Origin of the sequence: Brevibacillus sp. HB1.2, from assembly GCF_013332495.1 — a bacterium.
GTDB lineage: Bacteria > Bacillota > Bacilli > Brevibacillales > Brevibacillaceae > Brevibacillus > Brevibacillus porteri.
In genome coordinates this window covers 67,348-82,413 of sequence record NZ_JABMIU010000007.1, presented here as the reverse complement: position 1 = coordinate 82,413, position 15,066 = coordinate 67,348, and the positions used below count along the sequence as shown (strand labels likewise).

4 protein-coding genes are annotated in these 15,066 nt (G+C 48.4%); all 4 read left to right on the top strand.

The window, feature by feature from the left end; all coding sequences use genetic code 11:
- Positions 1-16: 16 nt before the first annotated feature.
- Genes edeN through edeK form a run of 4 tightly spaced genes read left to right on the top strand, consistent with a single transcriptional unit; the run spans position 17 to position 15,036 of the window.
- Entirely contained in the window at positions 17-6,532 is a 6,516-nt protein-coding gene (gene edeN, locus HPY28_RS17510) for an edeine non-ribosomal peptide synthetase EdeN (RefSeq protein WP_174231108.1), read from the top strand.
- A gap of 15 nt (positions 6,533-6,547) precedes the next feature.
- Positions 6,548-7,711, top strand: coding sequence for a pyridoxal phosphate-dependent aminotransferase (locus HPY28_RS17505; RefSeq protein ID WP_017249072.1), 1,164 nt, complete (start codon positions 6,548-6,550; stop codon positions 7,709-7,711).
- A gap of 17 nt (positions 7,712-7,728) precedes the next feature.
- Complete coding sequence (edeL, locus tag HPY28_RS17500) at positions 7,729-11,019, top strand: edeine non-ribosomal peptide synthetase EdeL (protein WP_174231051.1); 3,291 nt, start codon at positions 7,729-7,731, stop codon at positions 11,017-11,019.
- 33 nt (positions 11,020-11,052) lie between these two features.
- Positions 11,053-15,036 carry an edeine non-ribosomal peptide synthetase EdeK gene (edeK, locus tag HPY28_RS17495; protein WP_174231050.1) on the top strand — a complete coding sequence of 1,328 codons (3,984 nt, stop codon included), beginning with the start codon at positions 11,053-11,055 and terminating at the stop codon, positions 15,034-15,036.
- The last annotated feature ends 30 nt before the right edge of the window (positions 15,037-15,066 follow it).

Sequence of the window (15,066 nt, the reverse complement as noted above, 5' to 3'; positions counted from 1 at the left end):
GGAGAGAAAAATTGTGATGAACAAGATCGACAAAAACAATATAGCTGACATTTTGCCGTTAAGTCCAACGCAGGAGGGCATGCTGTTTTACTACCGACTCCAAAAGGATTCCAATTTGTATTTCGAACAGCATCGGCTAACCCTTCGTGGCAAGTTTCAGCTGGATTTGTTTATGCAGGCTGTTACGATGGCGTTTGAGGCCAATGAAATGCTTCGTACGGTTTTTCGCTGGGAGGGGCTTCAAGCCCCTGTCCAGCTGATTCTCAAGCAAAAGACATTGGAGATTCCTTATTTCGATTGGTGCGAGTTACCATCTGGAGCGCGGGAAAGAAAACTGTCTGTCTTGTTGTCACAGGACAAGCAAACACCCTTCACGCTTGAGTTGGGCAATACCATTCGCATTCAAGTAGTAAGGATGGAGTTGTATCGTTATGAAGTCATATGGTCATTTCATCACATACTCATGGACGGATGGAGTTCCGGCATTCTCCTAAGAGAGATATTTACAGCATATGGACAATTGTGCTCGGGGCTGTCCCCTGCGATCAAACAGAAGGCGAAATACAAGGAGTATCTGCGTTTCCTCAAAGAAGCATCGAAAGAACAATCGTTATCGTATTGGAAAGATTCCTTACAAGGAATTAGCTCTCCTACACCGCTTCCCTATATGCGGGATCGTAACGAAGAGCCGCGGTATTCTTCTTATCATCTTCGGCTCAGTCAAACGCTAACGGAGACATTGGAGGAAACATCCAAGCGTTACCGTGTGACAATCAGCACACTGTTGCAAGCCGCATGGGGTATTTTGCTGCAAAAATACAGCGATACGCGGGATGCTCTTTTTGAAGTGGCGTACGCCGGACGTCCTGCCCATCTCACCGGAGTAGAGGATATCGTCGGCCTCTTCATCAAGACGTATCCGCTCCGAGTCAAACGGACAGAAACGACAACAGTCAAAGATCTACTAGGTGTCATGATGGAAGAACAGCATCAGATGGCACCGCATTTGTACGTGCCAGCAGTTGAGTTGAAAAACTGCTCAGAGATGGACGCACAAACCCCTTTGGCGCACAGTTTGTTCGTTTTCCAAAACTATCCGATCGACAAGACGCTGGCCGGATTGGAACTTGACTTCGAGCTGGAGAATATCACTTCACATGAAACAACCGATTATCCAATGGTGCTGGAAGTATCACCAGGTGATGAATGGACAGTCCATGTCAACTACCAGGCATGGAAGTTTCAAGCGAAGGAAATCGAACGCCTGGCGCTTCATTATCTGAGCCTTCTCGAGCAGATTGCGGCTGATCCGGATCAAGAGATTCGTGATCTTACCTTGCTCAGTGATCATGAGCGGCACGAGATGATCGAGGAACAGATGAAGGTCGTGCCAGTTCCGAGTAACTACTGCGTGCACGAGTTGATTGATCAAGCGGCAGAAAAAACACCGGATGCAGTTGCGCTTGTACAAGGAAAGCTGACTGTGACCTACAAGGAGTTACAAGAGCAAGCCAATCGCCTGTCTTGGGCTCTGCAAAAGGAGGTGACAGATGCAGGTCGACCGATAGTTATCATGTGTGATCGTTCCCCTGAAATGATTACTGCACTGCTAGCTATCCTCAAAACTGGGTGTTACTATGTCCCGCTTGATCCAGACTTGCCGAAAGCGCGAATCGAACAGATCGTAAACCAGATTCAGCCTAGTCTGATTGTGACAGAGGGTAGCTATCTGGAACTCGTCGCTGACTTGCAAACAAGGGTGTTTCGTCTGGATGAACCAACATGCTGGGCGCAGGAGTTAATTCAAACACCACAGCGAAAAACGGTACCTTCGAGTACTGCGTATGCCATCTTTACTTCTGGTTCGACAGGTACACCAAAAGGTGTGCGTGTAAAGCATGATCAATTAATCAACGCTCTTTGGTGGCACATTGAGTTTGTCGGGTTCGGAGAGCAGACGAGAACGTTGCAGATCGCCACGTTGACTTTTGACGCATCTGTTGTCGAGATATTCTGCACACTGATCAGCGGCGGTACCCTTTGCTTATTGCAGCGACATGAAAACAAGTCTCCGCAAAAGCTCGCCGCTGCCATCGAGAGCCAACAGGCAAACGTGATACTCGTCGTCCCTACGATGTATCACGCTTTGCTTGACCACGTGACTGATGGCTCGATGAATTCGATTCAAAAAGTGTTGTGTACAGGAGAGATGTTGTCTTCTTCGTTAGTGGAGCGACATGCAGCCTTGCTACCTCAAGCGCAGATGTACAACTTGTATGGCCCAACGGAAAATAGTATCTCAGCATCTGGGTATTGTGTACCGCGACAAGGGCCTTTTGAAAACCCGCTTCCGATTGGACATCCGAGTTACAACGTTCGTGTCTTTCTTCTGGACCAAGATTTTCATCTGTTGCCCAAAGGGGTAATAGGGGAAATGTACGTAGGCGGGATGGGAGTAACGGAAGGTTACATCGCTGATGAGGAAAGAACCAAAGCGTCCTATATCCTGACCCCGTTTGGCAGGCTTTATCGTACAGGAGACTTGGCCTGCTGGACGGATGAAGGGCATCTGCAATATTTTGGTCGTAAGGATTTTCAGATCAAGATTCGTGGCAACCGCGTTGAGTTGGAGGAAATTGAAGCTGTCCTGCGCCGTCAGCCTGGTGTCCGGGAAGCAGCGGTAGTGGCCATTCAGGAGTCAAAACGTGATCCTTATTTGGTTGCATGTCTGGTTGCGATGCATCCGATTGAGGAACACGTTCTGCGAGAAGCAGTGCTGACTTATCTGCCTGACTACATGCTACCTGCCTTTTTTGTCCATCTTGATGCGTTGCCTCGGACGCAGAGTGGAAAAGTAGACAAGACTGCCTTGCAACGTCTGGATTACACGCAGTATCGCACGGGAAAGGAAGAGGCCCCGGCAGATGAACTTGAGCAGCAATTGGCACAAATATGGCGAGAACTTTTGGCAGTCGAAAAAATAAGTGTGCACGATCATTTTTTCTCGCTAGGAGGCCACTCGCTGAAGGCCGCTCAACTCGTGACCAGATTGCAAAAAGAGAGTAAAACAGACATCACGATCAAGGATGTATTCCAGAACCCGACCATTCGACAATTAGCTGACCGCATCAGGGGTAGACAGCCGATATCCTACGCGCCGATTGATCGGGTAAGTAAAGCGGAGAGATACAGGGCTTCTTCTTCACAAAAACGAATTTTCGTGATGCATGGGATAGAAGGGGAAAGCACCAGTTACAACATGTCGGGTGTAATCGCGGTGAACGGTCATCTGGATGTAAGTCGAGTGAGAAGTGTGTTTACGGAAATCATCCAAAGGCATGAAGCATTCCGTACTTCGTTTGCGGTACAGGATGGAGAAGTGTATCAGTACATTAGCGACAATGTGCCATTTGAGATCAAAACCATTCATAGCGACGGCAAGACATTGGACGAACTGATGGAAGACTTCCGACAATCTTTTGATTTGACGAAAGCACCTCTCCTTCAGGTTTGCCTAGTCGAGGTCACAGCCACTCAGCATTATCTGCTGTTCAACTCTCATCATATTATTTTGGATGGCATTTCACTGAATGTGTTAATGGAAGACTTCGCTAGATTGTATGTGGGTGAAGAGCTGCCTGCATTGCCAATTCAGTACAAGGACTACGCAGACTGGCAGTGGCAGAAGCGGGGGAGCGATCAGTGGAATCAGCAGGAAAAATATTGGGTGGATGCTTTCAGCGACCGAGTCCCTATCATGTCTTTTCCGCTGGATTTCCCGCGTCCTTCTGTTAAGACATTCCAGGGGGATCACCATACGTTCTTCCTTACTGATTCTACGTACGGTGATTTGCATGCATTTGCCAAGCAGAACGAAGTGACTGTCCATGCTGTTTTGATGTCAGCTTATTACGTGTTGTTGATGAAATACACGTCTCAGGAAGATTTCGTTGTCGGTTCACTCGTAGCTGGACGAAACCATCCCGATTTGGAGCGAATCGTCGGTGTCTTTATCAACTTCCTTCCGATACGTAATCGTCCACGTGCCGATCTTGTGTATACCGATTTTGTACAAGAGGTTCAGCGCAGTCTGCTACTGGCCTACGAACATCAGGAGTATCCGTTTGAAGAGATCGTTGCTCGTAGCGCCGCAGGCATCCAGCAAACGCAAAATCCATTGTTTGATACGATGCTGATCTTCCATAACCAGCGGGAGCAAGAAGTGCAGTTTACAGTGGGCGACGCGCAATTTGAAGAGGTTCCGCATGAATCGAAGACGTCGAAGCTTGACTTTAAGCTGGATATTACACCGCTTGCTGATCAATTCAGGTGCGTGCTGGAATACGATACCCAGTTGTTTAAAGCGGAGACAATGGAAGGCTTCGCGGACAACTATTTGCGTGTACTCACAGCGCTTCTGAAGCATCCGAAACAGCGATTGGATGATGTTGAGATCGAATATCACCAAACAGAAAAAGAGGGCGTGATGAACCGCCTTCATCATGTCGGAGTTGCAGTTCCAGAACTGGGTCCGGCTCAAATCATGTATGGCACTCTTGGATTTGATGCAAGCGATTCCCTGCATGATCCAGAACAAAACGTGTATCTCTCGATGTGCATGAAACCGGGCTGTGTGCCAATCGAGCTAATCGCGCCTGTCGATGAAACGTCACCTTGTGTTCGTTTGTTGGAAGAAAAGGGGACGGGTCCGTACCATCTATGTTTTTCTATTTCCAATATTGATCATTTTTTGAAAATGTTAGTTGATTCTGGCTTCAAATACGATTTGGTCAGCGCTCCAAAGCCAGCGGTACTTTTCAATCATAGACTCGTTGCCTTTCTCTTTCTGGAATCAGTTGGCTTGATTGAACTTGTAGAGAGCGAGAACATGACGCATGACAAATGGCAAAGCAGCGATCAGCGATCTGCTGTCCGGTTACTTACATCAGATGCTGAAAAGGCACTGTCGTTCTATACGTTTATGGGCTACCGTGTTCACGAGAAATATCTGGATCGGCAATCGCAAGCCAGTATTATCACACTTGGCAAAGCGAGAGAGAGCAGCATCCAGTTAGTCGAGCCTCGAATGGAGCACACACAAGAACAACGCGAGCTCATGAAAAGTGGTTCTGGCGTTTACCAAATCGAGGATCGGGTAGCGAACCTGATCGAACGGATCGACACCTTGATAGCATGCGGCATTCCCGTTTCTTTTGCAGACCGGGCAGGAAGTATTCTGCAACTGACAGATGCCCCCTACCTACTTTTAACCGACGGGAAATCAGCTGCTGAAAGACCTAAGCCGATTCTAGGCGAGTTTCATTCGGAAACAACGCCCATCTATTCCTTCGTTCAGGAACGTTTGCTCAAGCAGGAACAAGAAGATGGGATTGTGGCTGTCAGATGTTTTGACATCGAGCTTCGGAGCAGAATCGAACTGTCGTATATGCAGCAAGCATGGCAAGCGCTTGTGCGACGTTTTCCTCTGCTATCGCCCCAAGGCTTTTCCGAACCGATTCCGCTTGCGCTATGTGATTTACAGAAGAAAAGCGAGGCAGAGGCAACGATATGGTTGCGAGAACGATTGGCTGCCGAGCAAAAGAGGCCGTTTAAGGACAAAGCAGGAAGTTTGGCTCGTTTTGAACTGATAAAGCTGGCTACTGATCGCTATCGATTGATTGGAAGTCTTCACAGCTCCTTTAGTGATTGGCGAGGTCTCGGACTTCTCCTGGAAGAATGGGAGGCTCTGTATCAGGCGATTGCAGAAGGGCATGAGCCGACTGTGGAAGAACAGCCTCGCTACGAAGCATTCGCTGTTTGGCAGAAAAAAATGCTTTATTACGGGCATCTCGAGGCCCAGCGTCACGAGTGGTTGACAGTAGCAAATCCACATTCTGCTCAACCATTTGGTGCGGGTGGGGTAGCGACGCGACAAGTCGAGCAGTCTATCGACCCGATAGGTCACGCTGATTTGCTGCATGTAGCTACTCATTCCAATCAAGAGCTGGGAGATATCTTGCTTGCCTCCTATCTGCTGTTGCTTCGACAGGTCACCCAATTGCCGAGTTTGACACTTGGGGTAGTGACAACGAATCGGACGCAAGATGTGCTGGAACAAACGCTAGGCAACTTTGACAACATCGTACCACTCACCGTCGATATGCAGACGATCAGTTCGTTTTCACAATTATTGGATCAAACGAAGCAAGTACGTGCCCGAATGCAAACGCTCGCGTTGTATCCGTCAGAGCACTGGCAAGCGACGACGCATATGGAATGGCCGACACTTTTTGTCAACCAGACGATTCCGTTCAAAGCTCAGTCAGCTGTTTGGAAACGGGAAGTCAAACATTCCGTTGAGCCAGAAATGGCCGGAAGTCCGTTAGTTCTTCAGGTAGCGGAAACTTCGGAAGGTATCCATGTCGTTTTTACCTATGATCCATCTATGCTTCAGACGGCATATGTTGAATCGCTTTCGGATCGCTATGTGAAAATCCTAAAAATGTTAGCAGAAAAATCCAAAATAAAGTAAAAGGGGTAGGAAAATATGGAAATCAGATCCTCTATTAATTTTCACGACGAGCGCTTTTTGATGTTTGTACTGGACCAGATGGCAAATGAGCTTGAGAGAAACGGTGGAGAAGCAATCCGCATGACTCTTGGGAAGTCAGAAATGCCGCTGCATCCCGAAATTATCAATTCCATGCAACAGGCATTGAACAGCTTTGAAAAATATTCGCTCGTGTATCCAGGTGGGCTGCCAGAACTGAAAGATAAGCTCGCGACCCACTATAAAACAAAATACGATGTGTCAATCAAACCGGAGAATTTCGTGATCAGTGTCGGTACCAGCACACTCTTCCGTAACCTGTTCTACCTCCTGCTTAAAGAGGGCGATGAAGTGTTGTTGCCACTTCCGTACTACTCGCTTTACCATTTCTGCGCGCTGCTAGTCGGAGCGAAAGTTCGTTACTACAAAATTGATATGGATACATTGAGACTTGATGTGGAGTCGTTTAAAGAGAATTTTACAGACAAGACGAAAGTGGTCGTGATCAACACGCCAGGAAACCCGTTGGGAAATATTCTTACAAAAGACGAATTGTATACGATCGACAGCATCGTAGACGGTCGTGCGGCTATTATCAATGACGAAATTTATGCGAATACCTACTTCGATGACGAGTGCGAATCCGTGATGCAGCTGAAAAATACCAAGTCTACGTTCATCACAACCGATGCGTTTTCCAAAGCATATCGGATGTATAGCAGACGTGTCGGATATGCGATCGTACCAGATGAGCTGGTACAGCCACTGACGGTCATTCAGCACCACACACTGCTCACAGCTGACCCAGTCGTACAGTTCGGAGCAATGGCTGCGCTTGATTACCAGCATGAGGTTGATCATTTGGTCCAATTGTACAAAGGTCGTCGGGACTACACGATCGATGCTTTCCAAAATGTAGCGGATGTCCGTGCTCTGCCAGCGAGAGGCAGCTTCTACTTCACGCTTGATTGCGAAGCATTTATGAAGAGAAAAGGTATCAGCACTTCGCTTGAGTTGGCTACGCAAATTTTCGAAGCTACACATGTGGCAACTGTACCGGGTTCTGACTTTGGTATCCCGAACACACTGCGCCTCTCATACTCTGCCGCCAAGTATAACGAGGGAATTAATCGTTTGCGAGATTTTTTCACCACCACCTAAAAAGGGGAAGAGTCGCAATGAATGGACGTATGCAGCTCGATCTGGATCTGAACGAGTTTAACCTGCTCACTGATGATGAAGCGAACTTGTTAACCCGAGTCAATCAGACAGACAAACCGTATCGCAACAAAGTAACAATCGCTGAACTGTTCGCCCGGCAAGCGGAAAAAACGCCTGATAGAGTCGCTGTGGTAGAGGCGGATCGAGAAAGAACATACGCAGAACTACACGCGGAAGCAAACCAGCTAGCCCGTATCCTAAAAGATGCGGGTGTAGTTCCTTCGCAACTCGTAGGAATACTCGCAGACAGGAGCTCCCGTTTGGTAGCGGCAGTTCTTGCAATCCTCCAAGCAGGTGGGGGATACGTCCCGGTTGATCCGCATTATCCCCGAGCTAGAATTCGGTATCTTTTGCAGGATAGTCGCTGCAAGGTGCTTGTAACAGAATCTATTTATCTCGATGAGATCATACCCGACCTACCTGACAGCATCGAAACGATCATTTGTTTGGACGAGACTTCCTTCCAGCACGAAGGATACAAGGTCTATACAGCGCTCGATATTCGCGGTCAAAAGGATGAGGCGATAGCCCCGGCAGGTTCAGAGGATGATGTTGCTTACGTCATCTACACATCTGGTTCGACCGGTGCACCGAAGGGCGTCATGATTACGCACAAACAGGTCCTGAATACGTTGTTTTGGCTAGAGGAGACATTTCCGCTAAGCGAGACAGACGTAGTTGCCCAAAAAACCTCGATTTCTTTTACGGACTCGGTGTGGGAATTGTTTTGGCCGCTGATGGTTGGATCAAAGCTGTCTATTTTGAAAGAGGAAGACGGGAAAGATCCGGGAGCGTTGTATGACTGGCTGCAAGAGCAACGCATTACAGTCACCCAGTTCGTTCCAGCGATGATGAATGTGTTTCTGGCTCATGTGCATTCTCGTAATGAACAAGATCCGTTGCCCCACTTGAAGTGGGTCTTTAATGGAGGAGAAGCACTGACGGCTAATCTGGTTCGCGAATGGAATCGTCTGTTCCGTATCGCGCGAATCGCCAATATTTACGGGATGACAGAATCAGCGATATACGCCTCTGTCTATCTTTGCACAGAGCAGCCCGCTGAAGAAACACTCCGAATCCCTATTGGTGTTCCCATTGCCAATACTCATATGTTCATCCTTGGACAGACGGGGGAAATTTGTCCCCCAGATGTCAAGGGCGAGATTTGTATCGGGGGCATTGGCATCACCGACGGATATTTGGGTAAGCCTGAGTTGACCGAGAAAGCTTTTACGAATCATCCCATTACCGGCGAGCGCCTTTACCGTACGGGAGATGTAGGATTACTCAGCGAAACAGGCGTATTTGAATATCTAGGGCGGATGGACGATCAGGTTCAAGTGCGCGGCTATCGTGTGGAACTGAAAGAAGTGGAACGCGCTGTCCTTCAGCATCCTGCTGTGAATCAGGTAGCTGTATTGGCTATAACTGATCAAATGGGCATGACCGAACTGGCTTGCTACTATGTAGGGCAAAAGGATGGCGTTCAGCCAGATGGGCTTCGTACGCACCTGCTAGAGTGGCTCCCCGGATATATGATCCCGAGTTACTTTATGGAACTGTCCGAGATGCCGCTTACCCCGCATGGAAAGATCGATCGTAAAGCTTTGCCTGCGGTAAAGCCCGGCGTCAGTAGTGATTACGTGCCTCCGGCAAATCCTATCGAACAAATGCTGGCTGAGTTGTGGTCGGATGTTTTACAGATTCCATCTCCTGGTGTACTTGATCATTTTGTCGGACAGGGAGGACATTCGCTGAAGGCCATTCAGCTTTTATCCCGGATTGAAAGTGACTTTCAAGTGAAGCTTTCCATGCGCGACCTGTTTGATGCGCCAACGATTCGTGGTTTGGCGACAAGGCTCACAGGCAATCTCCAAGAGATGGAGCAAAAACCGATCGTCTTGCTCTCTGATCAGGAATATTACCCTGTCACGCGCGCACAAGAGCGGCTGTACCTGTTGTGGCAGTTGGAAGAAGATGCTACCAGCTATCATACACCGGGAGTTATGCGGATCAACGGTTCCCTTGATTCAGGGCGTCTTCAAGACGTTGCGGATCAACTCCTCGCACGACATGAGGCGCTGCGCACCTCGTTTCATTTAATGGAAGGTCAGGTGAAACAAAAAGTACACAGTGACCTGTTTGTACAGATCGAGACATGGAAAGCAGACGAGGAAGCTGTGGAAAAGACAATCGAACGCTTTTTCCGGCCATTCGATTTAAAGCAAGCCCCTTTGCTTCGTATCGGTGTCATTGAGGTTTCATCAGAGGAGCATCTGTTGATTTTCGACATGCACCATATCATTTCAGATGGCATTTCGAAGTCCATCTTGCTTGAGGAGTTTTGTACCCTTTACCAAGGACAGGTGTTGCCGGAATTGTCGGTACAGGCCAAGGAATTCGCTTGGTGGCAGACAGAACAAGCTGCCGAGATTGGTTGGGCTGAGCATGAAGCCTACTGGTTGGATGCATTTTCCGTGCAGCCGCAACCGTTGACAATCCCGACCGATTATCCTCGCCCTCAAACCATGACATTTGATGGAGACGAGTTGCTGACAGAGCTGTCTGGAGAGTGGTTGGAAAAACTCGACTCGTTCACCCGTCAGAGTTCTACGACGCTGTACATGCTTCTTTTGGCCGTCTATTCTGTTTTGTTATCCAAATACAGCAATCAGGAAGACATCGTCATCGGCTGCGACATGGATGGTAGACAACGTGCGGAGTTTGCCCCTGTTGTCGGAATGTTTGTTAACACCTTGGCCTTGCGAAACAGGCCCAAGAAAGAATTGACCGTCCAAGAGTATATCGGGCAGGTACGCCAAAACGTGCTAAGCGGTTTTGAGCATGGAGACTATCCATTCGATCAACTCGTAAGCCAGATTCAATTGTCTCGCGATCCAGCAAGGAACCCGTTGTTTGACGCCATGCTGACCCTGCATCATGCAGCAGAGCAGCAAAAGGTTCATCTCGATCAAATCGAGTTTGCTCCGTACGAGTTCAGACGCAAAGCCGCCATGCTCGATTTGGCTTTGGAAGTGGTTAAGGCTGAGGATCACATATGCATGCACTGGCAATATAACACGAACTTGTATCACAGAAGAACAATCGAGAAGATAGCTCAAGACTTTGTCATTCTTCTGGAGCAAATGGTAGCCCACCCGAACCGAACCATCGGACAACTTCAGATCGGTCATGGAGTAGTACAAGTAGCACAGGGACAAGTGGACGATGATGACTTTGCTTTTTAAGAAATACATGACGGACAGAAAAGAGGGATTGGCTTGACAACGATAACTGCACAAAACATCTTGCTGGCCAGTGGGCAGTTTGATCGCGAAAAAGACTATTGGATGGAGAACCTCTCTCGAGAGTTTCATTCACTCGACCTTCCAACAGACTCTCGGGCCTCGTTTCAGCGTCAGTCTGAACTTCGTGAGCTGACTATCGTGTTTCCGGACGAGCTGAGCAAGGCACTGATTCATTTGAGCAATGGCTCGGATCAGCGTTTGTTCATGGCTTTGCTGAGTGGATTTGGCATCTTGTTGTCCAAATATACGGGACATCAGGACATATGCGTTGGAACGGCTATCTTTCGTCAAACAGAGCCGGGTGAGTTTTTGAACAAGGTATTGCCCTTGCGTCATCAGGTACTCCCGGAATGGAGCATCAAGGAGCTGCTACAAGAAGTTCGGCAGATCTTAAAGGTCGCTGTGGAACATCAGAACTACCCAATCTTGCGGTTGATCGAGGAACTGCAAGTACCGCAGCAGGGGAACAGCACACCGTTTTTTGAGGCGACTTGCTTATTGGACGTCCTTCATGATCAGGACAGCCTGGAACAGGTTTCGAGCGAGTTGCAATTCCTCTTTTCTAAAAAGGGAAACTCGCTCGAATTACTCGTGCGTTACGTGGGGCAAAGATACCAACTACCTATGATGGAACGGATGATGGAGCATTTAGTCCGTATCTATCACGTTATCGTAACGCAACCGAATCAGAAGATCGCTGAGATAGCGTGCTTATCTGAGGAAGAGGTTCGGGAGTTAGTTCTTTCATTCAACGACAACCGGGTTGATTTTCCGCGCGATCAGAGCTTTGATCGCCTCTTTGAGGAGCAAGTAAAAAAGACTCCTCATCGCAAAGCGGTGACAGACGGAAAAACAACCTTAACCTATCAGGAATTAAACGAGCGATCCAATCGACTCGCGCGCCATTTTATCCAGCAAGGATTACGACCTGGCACGAAAATCGGTATCTATATGAAGCGCAACGTGGATACGCTTGTTGCGATACTCGCGGTGTTCAAAGCGGGGGGAGCCTACATACCGATTGACCCAGACTATCCGCAGCATCGGATCTTGTACATTGTGCAGAAGAGCGAGATTGCAGGGTTGATAACTCAGCCCGACTTGCTAGATGGACTGGAGTCGATTCAAGCATCCTCACCTGAGCTGAAGTATCTCTATGTCTTTGGTCAATCCGACGAATCAGTAGAGTCACTTTCGGGAGAGGACATCGATCGGGAGAGTGCGGGAACAGACTTGGCTTACATCATCTTCACTTCGGGCACGACCGGACAACCGAAAGGCGTTATGGTGCACCATCGTGGAATGATTAACCACATTTTCGCTAAAATCAACGATCTATCCCTCTGCGAGGATGATCTTGTCGCACAAACGGCTTCCCTTTGCTTCGATATTTCTGTTTGGCAATATCTGGCTGTTTTGCTGGTGGGTGGCTCTGTGCAAGTGGTCGATACAGAGACGGTAATGGATACGCAGGCCCTTCATAACGTACTGCGTTCCAACCGCGTCACTGTAGCGGAAGTGGTACCATCTCTGCTCTCTGTGCTGCTCGATCTCGTTCAAGAATGGTCCGACTCCGAACGTAGCTTCCCTGATCTGCGGTGGATGGCAGTGACAGGAGAGGAGTTGCCTGCTCCTCTGGTACGGCGCTGGTTTGCCTGCTATTCGGAAATTCCATTGGTGAATATGTACGGGCCAACAGAAGCATCCGATGATATTACCCACCACATTATCAGGGAAATGCCGAGCGATCAGCAGATTGTGGTTCCCATCGGCATACCGATCCAGAACACTCATATTTACATACTCGATCAAAATCAGTGTATCTGCCCGCGTGGCGTAAAAGGTGAAATAGGTGTGGCCGGTCCGGGAGTTGGATACGGCTACTACAAAGATGAGGAACGGACGCAAAAAGTTTTTCTAGCAAATCCGTATGCCAGTTGGGTAGAAGACCCTGACTATCATGTCCTCTACCGAACGGGTGATGTAGGCCGGATCACGGAGGACGGATATATTGAGTACTTCGGGAGAATGGACAATCAAGTCAAGATTCGGGGTTACCGAATCGAATTGAGTGAGATTGAACAGGTTATGCGCAGACATCCTGCGGTCAAGGATGCAGTGGTATTGGCACTTTCAGAGGACACGGGTGCAAAGTACTTATGTGCCTACGTCGTTCCCCTGAAGGAATTTTCCGCCCGAGATGTGCGTGATTATCTGTTTACTGTGCTTCCGGAATACATGGTGCCGATGCACTATGTAAAACAAAATGTATTGCCACTTACCCCTAACGGAAAAGTGGACAGAGGCGCTCTACCGATGCCTGGCATACAGGATCGGATAGACACATCTATTTTTGTGTCAGCTACAACCGAGACGGAAAAAGCTCTCACCCACATCTGGGCACATGTGCTACAGCTCGATCCAAATACAATCAGCGCCCGGGACAATTTCTTCGCTCTAGGGGGGCACTCGTTAAAAATCAACGCCGTGGCTACGCAGGTTGCACAGCAGTTTGGCGTACAGCTTCCACTGCGAACGATGTTTAATCACCCAACTATTCAGGATCTTGGCAAAGTGATTGATGGAGCAGACAAGACGATTATGAAAAGACGATTCTCGGTCGAAGCCAGATCGTACTATCCTGTTACGGCTGCCCAGCGTAAGTTCTTTATTCTTCAGCAGTTGAATCCGGCTGACACAAGTCTTCACATTACGGCTGCCCGCTTCATCGAGGGTGATTTGAGCCGTGAGAAGGTAGAGTATGCTTTTCAAGGATTGATTGACCGCCATGAATCTCTTCGTACCTCGTTTGATTATATAGATGGGCAAGTGGTTCAAATTGTACATGATTCGCTAGTCTTCCGTCTGGAAGTGAGCGAAGCAAGTGCAGAGCAGTTGGAGGCCAACCTGGCAACGTTTGTACGGCCATTCGACTTGCGTCAAGCGCCCTTGCTGCGTGCAGGGCTAATCAGGATTGCACCGGAAAAGCATCTCTTGTTGTTCGACATGCACCATATCGTTTCAGACGGTGTATCTATGGACATTCTTGTAGAGGACTTTGTTCGACTCTATGCAGGCGTGACGCTTCCTGCATTGGAAGTTCAGCAAAAAGAGTTTGCTGTTTGGCAAGAATCTGCACTCGAGTCAGGGGAGCTTCAAGCTGACTATTGGGCAGACTTGTTTACCAGCCCGGCTCCACTTCTATCGATTCCGACTGATTACGAAAGGCCAGAATCTATTACGTTTCCTGGTGAGACGATTGAGTTCGAGGTATCTGCAGAGGAGAAGCAGCGGTTGCAGGACCTGGCAGCACAGGAACATGCGACACTTTACATGGTGCTGTTGTCGGTTTACAACATGTTGCTTGCCAAATACAGCGGCCAAGAGGATGTCGTTGTCGGAACTCCAGTAGCTGGGCGTAAATTTGCAGAGTTTGATGAAGTAATCGGAATGTTTATCAACACCATTCCCCTACGCAATTATCCAAAAGGCGAGAAAACGTATCGCGAGTTTCTTGCGGAGGTCCGTGAGCATACGCTAGCCTCTTTTGAACAAGCGGATTACCCGATTGATCTATTTGTCCAGACTCTTGGTCTTGAGCCAAATACAGGTCGTCAGCCCCTTTTTGATACGATCTTCGTCCTGCAAAACATGGACAATCCGGAAGGGGAGCTGGAGCTTGAGGACATGATCGTCAAAAACTATCCACTGCAAAACAACACGGCTAAGCTTGACCTTCATTTGTCGGCTTATCCTGTTTTTGACAGACTTACATGTAAGCTGGATTACCGCAGTGACCTGTTTAGAAGAGAAACGATGGAACAGTTTGTGAATGACTTCAAAAGCTTGTTGCAGCAGGTGATGGAAGATCCCGAGCGCCTCCTGCATGACTTTGAATTGACCCGTGAGGTAGCCCTCATTCAAGCACAGGGCGTCGATTGGGATTTTGAATTTTAGAGCAAGCGGTGAGTAAGAGGGGGAGGGCAT

Coding starts and splice junctions, on each gene's coding strand:
- edeN (WP_174231108.1), top strand. CDS start 17: ATGAACAAGATCGACAAAAACAATATAGCTGACATTTTGCCGTTAAGT.
- HPY28_RS17505 (WP_017249072.1), top strand. CDS start 6,548: ATGGAAATCAGATCCTCTATTAATTTTCACGACGAGCGCTTTTTGATG.
- edeL (WP_174231051.1), top strand. CDS start 7,729: ATGAATGGACGTATGCAGCTCGATCTGGATCTGAACGAGTTTAACCTG.